The sequence below is a fragment of the Kribbella qitaiheensis genome, from assembly GCF_042657745.1.
GTDB lineage: Bacteria > Actinomycetota > Actinomycetes > Propionibacteriales > Kribbellaceae > Kribbella > Kribbella qitaiheensis.
Map to the genome: position 1 here is coordinate 1 of NZ_JBHSKE010000001.1, position 15,434 is coordinate 15,434.

The window sequence follows — 15,434 nt, forward strand, 5'->3', positions numbered from 1 at the left end:
CGCTCAGCGCCTAACCAACCAGAGGATCACGCGACACAACCGCTACACCACCCCGCTGGACTTGACCGCGATGTTCTATCGGTGTGCCGCACGGACCCTGGTGCCGGGTGTGAAGGCGGCGCTTGAGCACCCGCCGACCGTCTACGTCCGCGAGGATCACCTCTCCAATGAGGTGAATGGCTGGATTGCGGGTCTGTTCAGTCCCGAGAATCTTGATCGGACTGTTGCGCTTCTGGTCGGCTCCCAGGACGGAGAGGACCCGATGGACATGGCTGAGCGAACCTTTCGGCAGCGGATCGCGGCTGCGGATGCGGCGATGACACGGCTGCAGCGGGCTCTTGAGGCTGGTTGGGATCCTGAGGCGCTCACCAGTCAATACAATGCCGCCGTCGCCGAGAAGAGAGCTGCTCTGGCGGGCCTGGAGGCGTTGGAGCCGGCTGAGCGTCTGAGCGGGGCAGACATCCGTGCGATGGTCAAGGAGCTTGGCGCGATGAAGGTAGTCCTGGATCACGCGGAGCGGGGTGACCTGGCCGACCTGTACAGCGCTCTGGGTCTAGAAGTCTCCTACAACCACGAAACGCGGGTGGCTGATGTTTCCATCAGGCCTACCCCGCGTGTGGTTAGCATGCGTGTCCGAGGGGGGACTTGAACCCCCACGCCCCGTAAAGGGCACTAGCACCTCAAGCTAGCGCGTCTGCCTATTCCGCCACCCGGACGAGTGGTGCCTGCCCGTACTGGCGCCGACCGGAGAACCTTAGCAAACCCCACGGGTGAAATTCACATCGGGGCGGGAGAGGATGGGGGTATGACTTCTGTGACTGCCAGTGAGCGACCGTCGTACAGCCCGGATGCGGAGGTGGTGGAGTTTTGTAGCGAGCTGATCCGGTTCGACACCACCAACTACGGGAACGGCAAGAGCAACGGTGAGCGGGACGCTGCGGAGTACGTCGCGGCGAAGCTGGGCGAGGTCGGGATCGAGTCCACGATCTACGAGTCGGAGCCGGGCCGGGCGAGCCTGGTGGCGCACTGGGAGGGGGAGGACCAGTCCGCGGACCCGTTGCTCGTGCACGGCCACCTGGACGTCGTACCGGCGGATCCGAAGGACTGGAAGGTCGACCCGTTCGCCGGGGAGATCTTCGACGGATGCGTCTGGGGGCGTGGTGCGGTCGACATGAAGGACTTCGACGCGATGGTGCTGTCGGTGGTCCGGGCGCGGCAGCGGGCCGGGGTGAAGCCGCGGCGGCCGGTGCGGCTGGTGTTCACCGCGGATGAGGAGGCCGGGGGCCTGTACGGCGCGCGGTGGCTGATCGAGAACCACCCGGAAACGGTGGCCGACTGCACCGAGGGGATCGGCGAGGTCGGCGGGTTCTCGCTGACGCTGAAGGACGACGTCCGGCTCTACTTGATCGAGACGGCTGAGAAGGGCATGAACTGGATGCGCCTGAAGGCCCGTGGGACCGCCGGCCACGGCTCGATGGTGAACAACGACAACGCGGTGACGAACCTGGTCGAGGCGGTGACCCGGATCGGCAACCACGAGTGGCCGCTGCGGCTGACGCCGACGGTGAAGGAGTTCCTGAAGACGCTGGAGGACGTGCTCGGTACCCAGCTCGACCCCGAGGACATGACCGAGACGCTGGCCAAGCTCGGCACTTTCAGCCGGATGTTCGGCGCCACGGTCCGCAACACCGCGAACCCGACGATGCTGAACGCGGGGTACAAGGTCAACGTCATCCCCGGCGACGCCGAGGCGCACGTCGACGGGCGGTTCCTGCCGGGGCACGAGGAGGAGTTCTTCGCGACGATCGACAAGTTGCTCGGCGACAAGGTGCAGCGCGAGACGGTGATCGAAGACATCGCGTTGGAGACCGAGTTCGGCGGTCGACTGGTGGACGTGATGAAGGCGTGCCTGGCGGCGGAGGACCCGCAGAGCCGTACCGCCCCGCTGTTGATGTCGGGTGGCACGGACGCGAAGTCGTGGTCCCGCCTCGGCGTCCGCTGCTTCGGCTTCGTACCGCTGCAGCTGCCGCCGGATCTGGACTTCATGGGCATGTTCCACGGCATCGACGAGCGTGTCCCGACGGCGTCCCTGGAGTTCGGCTCCCGCGTCCTGGACCGCTTCTTCGACGAAGCCTGACCGGTACTGCGCTCCGCCCCGGCCGCCTGTACTGCGGCTCGGGTTGGTCCTCCGCCGCGCCGCTGACTCCTTGCGGCGGGGTGGCGGGAAAGTTGAAGATGGCATCGAACTGCTGCGACGGATCGGAAGAGGTCGAGAACCATGGATCTTCAGTTGGCCGGGCTGCGTGCCCTGGTGACCGGCGGTACCAAGGGGATCGGCCATGCGATCGTGGAGGCCCTCGTCGCTGAGGGTGCGGCGGTTGCCTTCTGCGCACGCACGGGGGCCGACGTCACCGCGGCCGAGGACAAGCTGCGAGGCGACGGCGCGACCGTCACGGGCTGCACCCTGAACGTGGGTGATGGGGAGGCGCTCACCACCTGGGTCGCCGACAGCGCGGCGGAGCTGGGCGGCATCGACATCATCGTGTCCAACGTCAGCGCGCTCGCGATCGGCGAGGGCGAGGAGTTCTGGAAGCAGAGCTTCGAGGTCGACATGATGGGCACGGTCCGGCTCGTAACGGCCGCGATGCCGTTCCTCGAACAGAGCCAGGCGCCGTCGATCGTCACCGTCTCCAGCGTGTCCGGCCGTGAGATCGACTTCGCCGCCGGCGCGTACGGCACCTTCAAGGCGGCGATCGTCCACTACACCCAGGGCCTCGCGTACCAACTCGCGGCCAAGGGCATCCGCGCCAACACCATCTCGCCCGGCAACACCTACTTCCCTGGTGGTGTCTGGGAGAACATCGAGCAGAACAACCCGGAGCTCTACAAGGAAGCCCTCGCACTCAACCCGACCGGCCGGATGGCGCGCCCCGAAGAGATCGCCCGCGCCGCGGTCTTCCTGGCAAGCCCGGCCGCGAGCTTCGTCACCGGCACCAACCTCGTCGTGGACGGCGCCCTCACCCGCGGCGTGCAGTTCTAGCTGCCGCGGCAGTTCTGGACGGCGTGCGGTTCTAGCTCGTACTGCGGGACGCCGGGCTCGGCTGATCAGACGTACCGGGCTGCTGCTGCGGGCCGACCTCCTCGCGGAGTCCCTCGTTCCACAGTTCCTTGGTCTGGCTGATCCAGAACAGTGCGAACAGGAAGATCAGCACACCCTCGATCCACAGCACGGCGTGGTCCCACCCGAAGATCCACTTGTAGGCCGCGAGCAGGAGCGGCACGACCACCATCGCCACGGCGATCACGGCGTACGGGTTACGGGCTGACGGCGTCGCCCCGGTCGCGGGTTTGCGGTGATACTGCCGCGCATTCACGATGACGACGATGATGATGCAGATGAACATCGCGAGCGCCGCCGTGTAATGGGCTCCGTCGTCGAATCCTTCGCGGTCCCAGAAGAACCACACGATGCCGCCGACGAAGACCGCGGCCGCGACCGCCAGTCCGGCCAGGTACTTGAATTCCGGCTTGTTCCTGAGCACGAAGACCGCGGTGAGCAACAGGCAGGGCGCGCCGACGATGAAGAGGGCCAGCATGTTGTTGGCGATGTTCGCCGCCGGGTCGCCGAACGTCGCCGGCACCGACCGGCAGGTGCCCTCGCCCGGCGTGGGTACCAGGGCGACCGCCGGGGCCAGCATCCCGGCCACGTTCAGCAGGATGTCCTCCGGTTCGGTGCTGCCCTTCAGGATCACCATGCAGGCACCGATGGTGATCAGGGTGCCGACGAAGATCGCCTGCGCCGGGGTGTAGTAGTAGGCGCTGATCGAGGTCTGCAGACAGGAAGGGTCGGTTTTCCACCATTCGATCACCAATGAGGTGGCCAGCAGGCCGATCATTGCGATCATGGCGAGGCGCAGATAGCGGTAGGTCTTGACGGCGGAGTTGGCTGGTACGGACATGTTTCCCCCTCGGGCGAATACACCCTGCATTGCGCAGTATCCACCCGTCGGGGCCGTCGCAGAATAGCCCGGACATTGCCTTTCAGTGTCGTACCGGGGTCTTTCGGACCGGGGTCAGATGGAGAGACTCACGGAGCTGGGGGAGCAGCGCCAGCAGACGTTGCGGTGGGGTGGGGCCGGTCACCAGGCTGAGGGTGAGGCGGTAGCGGAACGGGGCCGGGATCAGTCGCTCGCCCGGGCGGAGTTCGTGGGAGAGCGCGCTCCGGGGGATCAGGGCGAGCTGGGAGCGGCGACGGGCCATCGCCACGGTGGTGCCGAGGGTGACTCCGCGGCGTGCGCTGGCGCCCAGGGCGATCAGCCGGGAGCGGATCTCGTCGCCGCCGCGGTCGTAGGTCGAGAACGGGAGATCGCGCTCTCTGAGCGGCAGCTTGCCGTTCCCGGGTGGAGCGACACCGGGAGGTGCGAAGAGCACGAGTTCGTCCCGGCCGACCGGGCGGGCGACGGTACCGCGAGGCAGCACCATCTGGTCGGCGATCGCGATGAAGGCCGCGTCCATGGTGCCTTCGGCAACGAATGCGGCGAGGTGCTGGCCGTGGTCGACCTGCTGCTCGAGGTCGAGGTCGGCCAGTTCCGCGTCGAGGACCGGGAAGAGGATCGGCGCGAGGCTGACGAACGTGCCGACGACCAGTCGCCTGCCCGCGGCGGCCGCCGGGTGGCGTCGTACACCTCCTCGAGGTGGCCGAGGATGTGCTCGGCGCGGCGGGCGAGCTCGTGGCCGGCCGGGGTCGGTCTGGCGCCGCGGGTGTCGCGGAGGAACAACTGGGTGCCGCATGTGCGTTCGAGTCGGGCCAAGCGCTGGGAGGCGGACGGCTGAGAGACGCGCAGTTCCCGGGCCGCGGTGCCGACCGAGCCGGTCCGGCTGATCGCCAGTACGAGTTGGAGGTCCTCAACAGCTGGTGATGAAGCCATAGGGACAGCCTATGACTGGCTGCTAGTTGCTGCTGGCTACCAAGTAGACCTCTGCAGGACGAGGATCGAAGGTGTGACAGCTCGTCGGGACGCGTTGTTCTTGTTGGCAGGCGGTGGTTCCTCGGATCTGGCGTTCCGGGTCGCTCAGGTGGCGTTGCCGTTGGTGGTGTTGCAGGAGACGGGGTCGGTGGCGGCAACAGGGCTGGCGGGCGGTGCGTCGGGGATCCCGGTCTTGCTGTCGCCCTGGTGGGCTCGCCGGGCGAGGCAGTGGGTCGACTCTGGGACCAGGCTTGCGGTGGTCGCGGCTGTTCAGGCGATCGCTTTGGCGATGGTGCCGGCGGCCGCTGCTGTTGGGTTGCTGCACGCGGGTGTGCTGATCCTCAGCGGTCTGCTGCTCGGCTGCGGTGAAGCGCTCTCCATCCCGGGCCGCAGTGCTCTGCTCGCAGACACGGGAGACAGCTGGGACAGGGAAGGGCGAGGCCCGGTGAGGCGGGATCGGGCGGTGTTGTTGTTGACGTGGCAGGACGGCGTTCGGCGAGTGGGGATGGTGGCCGGGCCGGTCATCGGAGCGCTCGCAGTTGGAGTCGGCCTGACTGAAGAGTTGCTGTGGGTCGAGGCTGCGGCAGTTCTCGGCGCAGGGATGTTGGCGGTGGGGATCGTGGGGGAGCGCTCTCCGTCGACCCGGGAGCTGCCGTCGATCCGGGGGAGTCTGGTGGGACGTCAGGACGTGCTCTACGGATGGATCGCCCGGGGCGCAGGTTGCCTGACGTGGTTCTCGTTCACGCTGGGGTTGTCGGTGATCGGCGCGGAGCGTGGACAGCCTGGGATCTATCTGGCAGCAGGCATGTCCGGGTACGGGATCGGGTCAGTGGTCGGGACGATGATCTCGCTGGCGGTGGTCCGGAGATTCGCGCCGGTGCCGCTGGCCGGGACCGTCTGGGCGCTGATGGGGTTGTGCTGGATCGGGATGGGGGTGTGGACCACGCCGGCCGCGGTCGCAGTACTGGGTGGGTTGTCCGGAGTGACCGTGGTGCTGGGGATCGCGGCGATCTCGCTGCAGATCACGAGGACCTCCTCGGGAGCCGAGCGGCGGGCGTTGTTGTCGGGGCAGTCGGTGGTCGTCAACGCGAGCAGCTCGGCCGGCCTGTTGATCGGCGGTCCGGTGATCGCGGTGGCCGGTGCCGAGCACACCTTGATCGGCTCGGGCTTGCTGACAGGCGCCGTGGCGATCGGCGTCGTGGTGGCGAGCCGAAACGGGGCTGCGCGCGAGACTGCGTCCTGCCAGACTGCGGACCATGTCCGAGATCGTGATCAGCACGCTGGCCGAGCGGCCTGAACTGGGTGACCGGCTGGCCGACTTCGAGGGTGGTTGGCCGGAGTTCATCCTGCACGACCCGATCGGCAACTCGCTGCTCGTCCGGGTCTACGACCTCTTCCCCGAGCAGTGCCTGGTGGCGACCGACGGCGATGAGCTGATCGGCCACGGTGCGAGCATCCCGTTCGTGTTCCCGAATGAGCATCGTCGGGAGTTGCCAGACGGCGGGTGGGACCGCGTGCTGGTGTGGGGGATGGCCGACGAGCGACGTGGTCACGAAGGGAACGTGTCGAGCGCGCTGGAGATCGTGATCCGGCCGACTCACCTCGGTCGGGGGCTCTCTCACCTGATGCTCCAGGCGATGCGGGAGGCCGTGAAGGCGAAGGGTCACCAGACGCTCTACGCGCCGGTCCGGCCGAACGCCAAGGAAAACGTGCACCAGCCGATGACGGAGTACGTCGAGCAGGTCCGCGAGGACGGGTTGCCCGTCGACGCGTGGCTCCGGGTGCACGTCAAGGCCGGTGGCAAGGTCATCAAGGTGGCGCCGACGTCGATGGTGGTCGCGGGCACGCTCGCGGACTGGCGCGAGTGGACCGGCCTGCCGTTCGACCAGGACGGCGAGGTCGTCGTCCCGCAGGCTCTGGCGCCGGTACGGTGCTCGGTCAAACACAACAACGCCGTGTACGTCGAGCCGAACGTCTGGGTCCGCCACGACCTCTAGACCCGCGCGGGACCCCTGAGACCAGGGGCCAGGGCGGCGGTCACCAGCAGGGACAGGACGGCGGCGCCGACGATAGAAATCGCCGGCGTGGAGAACTCCGCGCCTAGTCTGACGAGGGTGGCTGCGAGGGCCTGCGAGGTCATCATGCCGCTCCCCGCCAGCCTTCGCGGTCCTCGGCTTCGGGCTGGGCACGGTCGGCGACCACCTGGCAGTACTGCGTGACGCCGGCGCGGTCGGCCGAACCCGCACCGGCCGCTCCGTGCTCTACCACCGCACCGAGCTCGGCGACCTGCTGGCCAGGACCGCAGTACCTGGGTAGCAGGACCTAATAAGTCCGCATCACCCTGATGATGCGGCGGCGGAGCCAGACCCGCCTGGTGCCGTCGGGGTAGCGCCTCAGCCGGGCGAGCTCCCAGCCGCCGTACTCGGCGTGCTCGGTGAGCAACCGCCGCACGGCCCCGCGCGACTCCGTCCTGGACACCTCGAACTGCTGCAGCTCGTATTCGGCCATCCGCACCTCCGAACCCTCCGGAACCTACCTCACGAAACATCCTCGAGCGCCGCCACGATGGCCGGCGGCAGAGTGAGCTCTTCCACACCCAGAACCGACTTCAGTTGCATCGCCGTCCGGGCTCCGACGATGGCCGCTGTCACCCCCGGCCGGTCCCTGACCCAGGTGAGCGCCACCTCGAGCAGGGTCCAGCCGAGGCCGTCAGCGGCCCTGGCTACCGCTTCCACGATGCCCGAACCTCGCCCGTCCAGGTAGGGGTCGACGAATCTCGACAGATGCTGAGACGCCGCTCGCGAGTCCGCGGGGATGCCCGTCCGGTACTTCCCAGTCAACACGCCGCGCCCAAGTGGCGACCATGCCAGTACTCCGATGCCGAGGCCGCCCGCCGCTCGAATGGCGTCCGCCTCCGCGTCTCGGGCGAGCAGCGAGTACTCCACCTGGTTCGAGACCGGTACTGCGCGGCCGGGCCACGCCTGCTGCCAGGTGACCGCCCGGGCCGACTTCCAGCCCGCGTAGTTCGAGACGCCGACATACCGGACCTTGCCGGAGTTCACCGCGTGGTCCAGCGCCGACAGGGTCTCCTCGAGCGGCACGTCGTCGGACCAGGTGTGCAGCTGCCACAGGTCGATGTGGTCCACGTTCAGCCGGCGCAGGGAGCCTTCGAGGTCGCGGAGCAGGGCGCCGCGCGAGGTGTCGGTGATCCGCTCGCCGCGGCGGACGCTGAAGCCGGCCTTGGTCGCGATCACCAGGTCGTCGCGGTCCACCACGTCGCCGAGCAGCGAACCGATCAGCCGCTCGCTGTCGCCGTCGCCGTACGCGGCTGCGGTGTCGACCAGGGTGCCGCCCGCAGCGACGAACGCCGCGAGCTGCTCACGGGCCTCGTGCTCGTCGGTGTCGCGGCCCCAGGACATGGTGCCCAGGCCGAGCCTGCTCACCGTCAGGCCGCTGTGACCGAGATAGCGCTGCTGCATGTACCGAGCCTATTGCGGGCCACCGACAACGGCTCGTTAGGCTCGCCTGTCATGCGACTCGGACTCAACATCGGCTTCGTCCTCGGTGGCGACGACCATCTGGATCATCTGAGGGTGGTGAGGGAGGCCGAGGCGCTCGGATTCTCGGTCACCTGGGCCGCGGAGGCGTACGGCTCGGACGCCGCGACGCTGCTGACCTGGATCGCCGCCCAGACCTCCACCATCGACGTGGGCGCCGCCGTGTTCCAGATTCCGGCCCGGACGCCGGCGATGACCGCGATGACCGCCGCGACGCTGGACAAGCTCTCGAACGGCCGGTTCCGGCTCGGTCTGGGCGTGTCGGGGCCGCAGGTGTCCGAGGGATGGCACGGGGTCCGCTTCTCTCAGCCGTTGCTCAGGACGCGTGAGTACGTTGCGATCGTGAACTCTGCCCTGCGCCGCGAGACCGTCGCGTTCGAGGGTTCCCACTTCACCCTGCCGTTGCCCGACGGCCCCGGTAAGGCGCTCAAGCTGACCATCCGGCCGGTCCGCGACCACGTACCGGTCTACCTGGCCGCCGTCGGCCCGAAGAACCTCGAGCTGGCCGGCGAGATCGCCGACGGCTGGCTCGGCATCCTCAACGAACCCTCGTACCTGGGAGAGCAGTTGAAGCACATCAGGACGGGCCGTCAGGTCCGTCAGCCCGAGCTCGGTCTGGAGGGTTTCGACGTCGTCGCGTCGGTGCCCACCGTGGTCGGGGACGACATCGCCGCCTGCGCCGACCCGGTCCGGGGCTACACGGCCCTCTACCTCGGTGGGATGGGCAGCCGCGAGAAGAACTTCTACAACGCGCTGGCCGTCCGGATGGGCTACGCCGACGCCGCCAAGGAGATCCAGGACCTCTACCTGGGGAAGAAGCACCGCGAGGCGATGGCCGCCGTACCGCAGGACTTCATCGACTCTGTCTCGCTGCTCGGTGGCAAGGAGCGCATCGCCGACAAGCTCACCGCGTACGCCGAGGCGGGCACGACCACGCTCGCGATCACCCCGTTCGAGCCGACGGTGGAGAAGCGGATCGACACCCTCCGGGTGGTCGCCGAGGCCCTCGAGCTCGCCGGGATCGGTGACTGACCCCCCATGACGATTTGGGACGCCATCATCCTCGGCATCGTCGAGGGTCTGACCGAATTCCTGCCCGTCTCGAGCACCGGCCACCTCACCATCGCGTCGAAGATCCTCGGCCAGCAGATCGACGACCCGGCCATCACCGCGTTCACCGCGGTGATCCAGTTCGGCGCGATCGCGGCCGTGGTGCTGTTCATGTGGAAGGAGATCAGGAAGTACGCCGTGGCGTGGTTCCGCGGCCTGCGCCATCCGGAGTACCGGGGTGAGTTCGACCACCGGATGGGCTGGTTCGTGATCGTCGGCTCGCTGCCGATCTGCATCGTCGGCTTCCTGGCCAGGGACATCATCTCGGGACCGCTGCGCAGCATGTGGTGGGTCGCGGTCTCGCTGATCGTCTGGTCGTTCTTCATGGTCGCGGCGGAGCGGCTGGGCAGCAAGAGCCGCCCGCTGGAGAAGCTCACCCTGGTCGACGCGATCGTGATGGGCCTGGTCCAGTGCCTCGCGCTGATCCCCGGCGTCTCCCGCTCGGGCGCCACCCTGGTGGGCGGTCTGTTCCGTGGCCTGGATCGCGTCGCCGCGACCCGGATGGCCTTCCTGCTGGGCATTCCGGCCCTGGTGGGTGCGGCCGTCTTCGAACTGCCGCACGCCCTCGGCGGCGACGTCGGGCTCGCCCCGGTCCTGGTCGGCACGCTCGTCAGCTTCATCGTCGGCTACGCCTCGGTCGCGTGGCTGATCCGCTTCGTCGCCAAGCACTCCATCGAGATCTTCGCCTTCTACCGGATCCTGCTCGGCGTGGTGATCCTGATCCTGCTGGCCACCAGTACCATCACCGCCACCTGACGCACGGCCCCGCAGTGCACGGCTCCGCAGTCCTGCGGACGCCGCGTCGGTTGGTCAGAGCCAGCCGGCGCGGCGGAAGCCGGCGTACATGATGCTGCAGACGGTCGCCATCAGGGCCAGGCAGGCGAAGTAGCCGTAGTACCAGCGGAGCTCGGGCATGTTGTCGAAGTTCATCCCGTAGATGCCGGCCAGCGCGGTCGGGACGGCGGCGATCGCGACCCACGCGGAGATCCGGCGCATGTCGTCGTTCTGCTGCACCGAGACGCGGGCCAGATGGGCGCTCAGGGCGGAGCTGAGCAGTGTGTCGAGGCCCTCGGTCTGGTCGGCGACGCGGTTCACGTGGTCGGCGACATCGCGGAAGAACGGCGCGGCCTCGGCGCTGATCAGCGGGATCTCGGCGCGGGCGAAGGACCCGATCGGCTCGCGCAGTGGGACGATCGCGCGGAGCATCTCGAGCACCTCGCGCTTCAACGTGTAGATCCGCTCGGCGTCGCTGGTGCGTTCAGGGGAGAATACCGACGCCTCCACCTCGTCGACGTCGACCTCGACCGCCTCGGCGACCGTCTCGTAGCCCTCGACGACCGAGTCGCAGATCGCCCAGAGCACCGCCGCCGGGCCGTGTCCGAGGATCGAGGCGCGCTCCTCGAGTTCGTGCCGGGCGGTGGCCAGGGGAGCGCCCTCGCCATGCCGGACGGTGACGACGTACCGCTTGCCGACGAAGACGCTGACCTGACCGGTCTCCACCGCGTCACCCTGGTCGACGTACCAGAGGGTGCGCAGCACGACCACGATCGATTCGCCGAACCGCTCGACCTTGGGACGCTGGTGTGGTTTGAGCGAGTCCTCGACGGCGAGAGGGTGCAGGCCGAAGAGTTCCTGGACCCGCTGCATCTCCTCGGCGGACGGTTCGTGCAGGCCGACCCAGCCGAAGCATCTGCCGTCGTCGTCGATGGCCTGCGCGACCGTCTCCGGGTTCCGGGGCAGGTCCTGCCGCTCACCACCGGCGTAGACCCCGCAGTCGACGATCACCCGTCCATGATTGCACCGGGGCCCGGCTGGCAGCCGCGTCCTGCGCTCTCCGGGGGTTCGCGCCGCCGTCGACGGGTGAGCTGTACTGCGCTGGCCGCGGTCGGCGGGTGAGATCTTGGGCACGAGACTTGTGCAGACCGGATACCGTGCGGTCTATGCCCACGGTGATTCTGGTCCGGCACGGCCGCAGCAGTGCCAACACCTCCGGTGTCCTCGCCGGCCGGACCCCAGGAGTGAAGCTCGACGAGGTGGGCCTGCAGCAGGCCGCCGCGGTGGCGGAGCGGCTGGCGCAGTTGCCGCTCGCCGCGATCGTCACCTCACCGCTCGACCGGTGCAAGCAGACCGCGGCCGCGATCGCGAAGCACCACGAAGCGTTGCGTCCGGCAACTGATCGCCGGTTGACCGAGTGCGGGTACGGCGACTGGACCGGCAAGAAGCTGAGCGGGCTGATGAAGGACCCGCTCTGGCCGGTCGTGCAGCAGCACCCGTCGGCGGTCACGTTCCCCAACGGCGAGTCGATGCGGGCGATGCAGCAGCGCGCGGTGGATTCCGTCCGCGGGCACGACGCCACCCTCGCCGCCAGCCACGGGCCCGGCGCACTCTGGGTGGCCGTCTCGCACGGCGACGTGATCAAGGCGATCGTGGCCGACGCGCTCGGGCAGCACCTCGACACGTTCCAGCGGATCGTCGTCGACACCGCCTCGACGACGATCATCACCTACACCGCGACCAGGCCGTTCCTGGTTCGCCTGAACGACTCCGGCAGCGAGCTGGCCTCCCTGGTCCCGAAGCCCGAGACCCCGGCGAAAGGCCGCCGCCGGAAGTCCGCAGTACCGTCCGGCGCACAGTCCTCCGACGCGGTCGTCGGCGGACGGTAATAGGGTTTCTGACATGGCGCGCGTAGTGCATTCGTATGACGATCCGGACCGGTTCGTCGCCGGCACCGTGGGAGAACCCGGTGCCCGGACCTTTTTCCTGCAGGCCCGGGCGGGAGCCCGGCTGACCTCGGTGGCCTGTGAGAAGGAACAGGTGATGGCGCTCGCGGAGCGGCTCGACGTGATGCTGGACGAGGTGGCCCGGCGGTTCGACCGGGAGCCGTCCACTCCGGTCGGGATGGACGACACCGACCCGCTCGAGCAGCCGATCGAGGAGGAGTTCCGGGCCGGCACCATGACGCTGGCCTGGGAGGCCGACGCCGAGAAGGTGGTGATCGAGGTCTTCGCGGTGGTGGCCGCGGATCCGGCCGAGTTGGAGGAGACCACCGACCCGGTCACGGCGGCGATGGAGTCCGAGGACGCCGAGGTGTTCATCGTCCGGATCAGCGAGGAGCAGGCTCGCGCGTTCGCGCGCCGGGCCGTCGCGCTGGTCGCGTCCGGCCGGCCGAGCTGCCCGTTCTGCGGCCGCCCGATCGACCCGGAGGGGCACATCTGCCCGCGCGCCAACGGCTACCGCAGGCACGTCCGCGAATGATCGATCTCGACCTGCTCCGCAGTGGGGAACTCTCGCTGCACGGACGGCTCGTCTCCGCCTCCAACGGCACATTCCAGGGATCCGTCAGCGCCGGCGACCAGTCCGCGACCGTGGTCTACAAGCCGGTCGAGGGCGAGCGGCCGCTGTGGGACTTCCCGGACGGCACGCTGGCCCAGCGCGAGTACGCGGCGTACGTCGTGTCCGAGGCGCTCGGCTGGAACGTCGTACCGCCGACGTTGCTGCGCGACGGGCCGCTCGGCGAGGGCATGGTCCAGCTCTGGATCGACGAGGCAGAACTGCCGCCGGGTCAGACCGAGCTGGTCGACATCGTGCCGCAGGGACGGGTGCCGAAGGGCTGGGTCGGGGTGTTCGACGCGCTCGACGGCCGGCACAACCCGGTGACGTTGGTACACGCCGACAACGACGCCCTGCGGCGGATGGCGGTGTTCGATGCCATCGTCAACAATGCCGATCGCAAGGGCGGGCACGTGCTCGATCCGGGCGACGGCCGGGTGTTCGGCGTCGACCATGGGGTCACCTTCAACGCAGACGACAAGCTCCGCACAGTGCTGTGGGGCTGGGCCGGTAGTGCGGTGCCGCCAGCGCTGCTGGAGGACGTCCGGAAGCTGGCCGACGAGCTCGCCGGGAAGCTGGGCACGGAGCTGAACGAGCTGATCACGAGCGTCGAGCTCACCGCGACCCGCGAGCGATGTTCTCAGCTCCTGAAGACCGGCACGTTCCCGTTCCCGAGCGACGAGTGGCCCGCCATACCGTGGCCGGCCTTCTAGGTCGTTGGTGTCGCCGGGGCGCGACGGAGGAGGCGGAAATGGCGAGTCTTGAGACGGCCGTCGTGGCGCGAAATTGCTGACTGGATAGGCTCCATCCCATGCAGGCGTGGACGAAACCAGAAATCCCGGTCGTACCCGGGCCGGCCCGGCGTCTTCGCCTCTACGACACGGCGTCCGCGGGGCCCGTCGAGGTACCGCCGGATGCCGACGGCCCGGCGCGGATGTACGTCTGCGGCATCACGCCGTACGACGCGACCCACATGGGCCACGCTGCGACGTACGTCACATTCGACCTGATCAACCGCCTCTGGCGCGACGCGGGCTACGAGGTGCACTACACCCAGAACATCACCGACGTCGACGACCCGCTGCTCGAGCGCGCGACCGCGACCGGCGTCGAGTGGACCGAGCTGGCGGCTCGCGAGATCCAGCTCTTCCGCGACGACATGACCGCGCTCCGGGTGATCCCGCCGCAGGAGTACGTCGGCGTGGTCGAGTCGATCCCGCTCGTGGTCGACCAGATCGCCGAACTGCAGCAGGCCGGCGCCGTGTACTCCGTCGACGGCGATCTGTACTTCGCGGTCAAGGCGGACCCGGCCTTCGGCAGCGTCTCCAACTACGACGCGGACACCATGCGCGAGTTGTTCGCCGAACGTGGCGGCGACCCGGACCGCGAGGGCAAGCGCGACCCCCTCGACGCGCTGCTCTGGCTGCACGAACGCCCGGGCGAACCGGCCTGGGACTCCAAGCTCGGCCGCGGCCGGCCCGGCTGGCACATCGAGTGCTCGGCGATCGCGCTGAAATACCTGGGCATGACGATCGACGTCCAGGGCGGCGGCTCGGACCTGATCTTCCCGCACCACGAGATGTCCGCGAGCCAGGCCCAGTGCGCGACCGGCAAGTTCCCCTTCGCCCGCGCCTACGTCCACCAGGGCATGGTCGGCCTCGACGGCGAAAAGATGTCGAAGTCCAAGGGCAACCTGGTCCTCGTCTCCAAGGAACGCCAGGCCGGCACCGACCCAATGGCGATCCGCCTCGCCTTGCTCGCCCACCACTACCGCACCGACTGGTTCTGGACCGAGTCGGACCTGCTGGCCGCCCAGGAGCGCCTGGACGTCTGGCGCGGCGCCATCACCCGAGGCTCGGGGCCCGACGGCGCCGCCGCGGTGGACGCCCTCCGCGCCGCGCTGACCAACGACCTGGACACGGTGGCCGCTCTTGCCGCCATCGACCAGTGGTCCGAAACCAACGGCGACGACACCACCGCCCCGGCGCTGGTAGCCGAAGCCGTCGACGCCCTCCTAGGCATCAAGCTCTAACCCAGCCCGCCGGTACGCCGGTGTGACGGACGGGTGGTCCGGCGGACATGCTGCGCGGGTGGTTCCGCCGGGCATGAGTACGGTGGTTCGCCGAGCATGCGTGCGGGTTGCTGACCGGCATGCGCGCGGGTGGTTCCGCGGGGCGTGAGTGCGGGTGGTTGCCCCTGGCATAGGCGGGGGTGGTTCCGCGGTCTCCGCTGCGTGATGGTGCTAGTCGGGCTGGTGTGCGTCAAGAGCGCTTCGCGTCCCTTCGGGATCGGAACAAGTTCCGACTCTTGACCCACCCCATCCCGACCAGGGAAGGACGCAGCTACGCGGATCCCGCGGGGAGGTCTGAGCCGGGTAGAGGTGATGTTTTCGGGGGTGGCGTGTACGGAGCGACAGACACCCCAGGTGTTAAGGGTGTCAAGCGGCGGTGGTTTGGGTGCGGTGTGCCCA

At 68.7% G+C, this 15,434-nt stretch carries 18 protein-coding genes, 1 tRNA gene and 1 pseudogene; 11 read left to right on the forward strand and 9 right to left on the reverse strand.

What is annotated here, in order from left to right:
* Window positions 1–649, forward strand: a 649-nt coding sequence (locus ACFPJ1_RS00005) for a hypothetical protein (RefSeq protein WP_380100493.1), incomplete at its 5' end; no start/stop codon positions are given.
* Here ACFPJ1_RS00005 and ACFPJ1_RS00010 read toward each other — a convergent pair.
* A tRNA-Leu gene (locus ACFPJ1_RS00010) sits at window positions 631–716 on the reverse strand. The genes ACFPJ1_RS00005 and ACFPJ1_RS00010 overlap by 19 nt on opposite strands.
* A gap of 89 nt (window positions 717–805) precedes the next feature.
* Between ACFPJ1_RS00010 and ACFPJ1_RS00015 the strand changes: the two genes are divergently transcribed.
* The gene (locus ACFPJ1_RS00015) at window positions 806–2,137 is read left to right on the forward strand and encodes a M20/M25/M40 family metallo-hydrolase (protein WP_380100495.1); all 1,332 of its coding nucleotides are present in this window, start codon (window positions 806–808) and stop codon (window positions 2,135–2,137) included.
* 141 nt (window positions 2,138–2,278) lie between these two features.
* A complete protein-coding gene (locus ACFPJ1_RS00020) occupies window positions 2,279–3,040 on the forward strand; it encodes an SDR family NAD(P)-dependent oxidoreductase (protein ID WP_380100497.1) in 762 nt (253 codons plus the stop codon).
* A 31-nt stretch (window positions 3,041–3,071) separates the two neighbouring features.
* Here the strand turns inward: ACFPJ1_RS00020 and ACFPJ1_RS00025 are convergent, their stop codons facing one another.
* From ACFPJ1_RS00025 to ACFPJ1_RS00035, 3 genes and pseudogenes are all read right to left on the reverse strand, one after another.
* The gene (locus tag ACFPJ1_RS00025; protein ID WP_380100499.1) at window positions 3,072–3,959 is read right to left on the reverse strand and encodes a hypothetical protein; all 888 of its coding nucleotides are present in this window, start codon (window positions 3,957–3,959) and stop codon (window positions 3,072–3,074) included.
* An 82-nt stretch (window positions 3,960–4,041) separates the two neighbouring features.
* Window positions 4,042–4,791 carry a LysR substrate-binding domain-containing protein gene (locus tag ACFPJ1_RS00030; RefSeq protein WP_380100500.1) on the reverse strand — a complete coding sequence of 250 codons (750 nt, stop codon included), beginning with the start codon at window positions 4,789–4,791 and terminating at the stop codon, window positions 4,042–4,044.
* Window positions 4,791–4,928: pseudogene (locus ACFPJ1_RS00035) on the reverse strand (helix-turn-helix domain-containing protein); the annotation flags it as partial. The gene ACFPJ1_RS00030 and the pseudogene ACFPJ1_RS00035, both read right to left, overlap by 1 nt.
* A gap of 73 nt (window positions 4,929–5,001) precedes the next feature.
* On the opposite strand from ACFPJ1_RS00035, the gene ACFPJ1_RS00040 reads away from it, so the two are divergent.
* Window positions 5,002–6,264, forward strand: coding sequence for an MFS transporter (locus tag ACFPJ1_RS00040; protein ID WP_380100502.1), 1,263 nt, complete (start codon window positions 5,002–5,004; stop codon window positions 6,262–6,264).
* Window positions 6,224–6,964: an N-acetyltransferase gene (locus tag ACFPJ1_RS00045; RefSeq protein WP_380100504.1), complete on the forward strand. Its 741-nt coding sequence runs from the start codon at window positions 6,224–6,226 to the stop codon at window positions 6,962–6,964. The genes ACFPJ1_RS00040 and ACFPJ1_RS00045 overlap by 41 nt, the downstream gene beginning before the upstream one ends.
* Here the strand turns inward: ACFPJ1_RS00045 and ACFPJ1_RS00050 are convergent.
* The 4 genes from ACFPJ1_RS00050 to ACFPJ1_RS00065 are packed head-to-tail and all read right to left on the reverse strand — an operon-like array spanning window position 6,961 to window position 8,446.
* Window positions 6,961–7,107: a hypothetical protein gene (locus ACFPJ1_RS00050; protein ID WP_380100505.1), complete on the reverse strand. Its 147-nt coding sequence runs from the start codon at window positions 7,105–7,107 to the stop codon at window positions 6,961–6,963. The two genes, ACFPJ1_RS00045 and ACFPJ1_RS00050, sit on opposite strands and share 4 nt — an antisense overlap.
* Entirely contained in the window at window positions 7,107–7,235 is a 129-nt protein-coding gene (locus ACFPJ1_RS00055) for a hypothetical protein (RefSeq protein WP_380100508.1), read from the reverse strand. Before ACFPJ1_RS00055 ends, ACFPJ1_RS00050 begins: the two co-directional genes overlap by 1 nt.
* Before the next feature lie 54 nt (window positions 7,236–7,289).
* Entirely contained in the window at window positions 7,290–7,475 is a 186-nt protein-coding gene (locus ACFPJ1_RS00060; protein WP_380100509.1) for a DUF5703 family protein, read from the reverse strand.
* 29 nt (window positions 7,476–7,504) lie between these two features.
* Entirely contained in the window at window positions 7,505–8,446 is a 942-nt protein-coding gene (locus ACFPJ1_RS00065; RefSeq protein WP_380100512.1) for an aldo/keto reductase, read from the reverse strand.
* A 51-nt stretch (window positions 8,447–8,497) separates the two neighbouring features.
* Here ACFPJ1_RS00065 and ACFPJ1_RS00070 point away from each other — a divergent pair, with 51 nt between their 5' ends.
* On the forward strand, window positions 8,498–9,556 hold the full coding sequence (locus ACFPJ1_RS00070; protein ID WP_380100513.1) for an LLM class F420-dependent oxidoreductase: 1,059 nt from the start codon (window positions 8,498–8,500) through the stop codon (window positions 9,554–9,556).
* Window positions 9,557–9,562: 6 nt separating this feature from the next.
* Window positions 9,563–10,390: an undecaprenyl-diphosphate phosphatase gene (locus ACFPJ1_RS00075; RefSeq protein WP_380100515.1), complete on the forward strand. Its 828-nt coding sequence runs from the start codon at window positions 9,563–9,565 to the stop codon at window positions 10,388–10,390.
* Between the two features lie 54 nt (window positions 10,391–10,444).
* Here the strand turns inward: ACFPJ1_RS00075 and corA are convergent, their stop codons facing one another.
* Window positions 10,445–11,419, reverse strand: coding sequence for a magnesium/cobalt transporter CorA (gene corA, locus ACFPJ1_RS00080; RefSeq protein ID WP_380100517.1), 975 nt, complete (start codon window positions 11,417–11,419; stop codon window positions 10,445–10,447).
* A 155-nt stretch (window positions 11,420–11,574) separates the two neighbouring features.
* On the opposite strand from corA, the gene ACFPJ1_RS00085 reads away from it, so the two are divergent.
* The 4 genes from ACFPJ1_RS00085 (at window position 11,575) to mshC (ending at window position 14,996) form a co-directional block, all read left to right on the forward strand.
* Complete coding sequence (locus tag ACFPJ1_RS00085) at window positions 11,575–12,297, forward strand: histidine phosphatase family protein (RefSeq protein ID WP_380100519.1); 723 nt, start codon at window positions 11,575–11,577, stop codon at window positions 12,295–12,297.
* 13 nt (window positions 12,298–12,310) lie between these two features.
* Window positions 12,311–12,889 carry a DUF3090 domain-containing protein gene (locus ACFPJ1_RS00090; protein WP_380100522.1) on the forward strand — a complete coding sequence of 193 codons (579 nt, stop codon included), beginning with the start codon at window positions 12,311–12,313 and terminating at the stop codon, window positions 12,887–12,889.
* Window positions 12,886–13,677, forward strand: a complete 792-nt coding sequence (locus tag ACFPJ1_RS00095) for an SCO1664 family protein (RefSeq protein WP_380100524.1) — start codon at window positions 12,886–12,888, stop codon at window positions 13,675–13,677. Before ACFPJ1_RS00090 ends, ACFPJ1_RS00095 begins: the two co-directional genes overlap by 4 nt.
* Before the next feature lie 98 nt (window positions 13,678–13,775).
* Window positions 13,776–14,996: a cysteine--1-D-myo-inosityl 2-amino-2-deoxy-alpha-D-glucopyranoside ligase gene (gene mshC / locus ACFPJ1_RS00100; protein ID WP_380100526.1), complete on the forward strand. Its 1,221-nt coding sequence runs from the start codon at window positions 13,776–13,778 to the stop codon at window positions 14,994–14,996.
* Window positions 14,997–15,434: the final 438 nt, after the last annotated feature.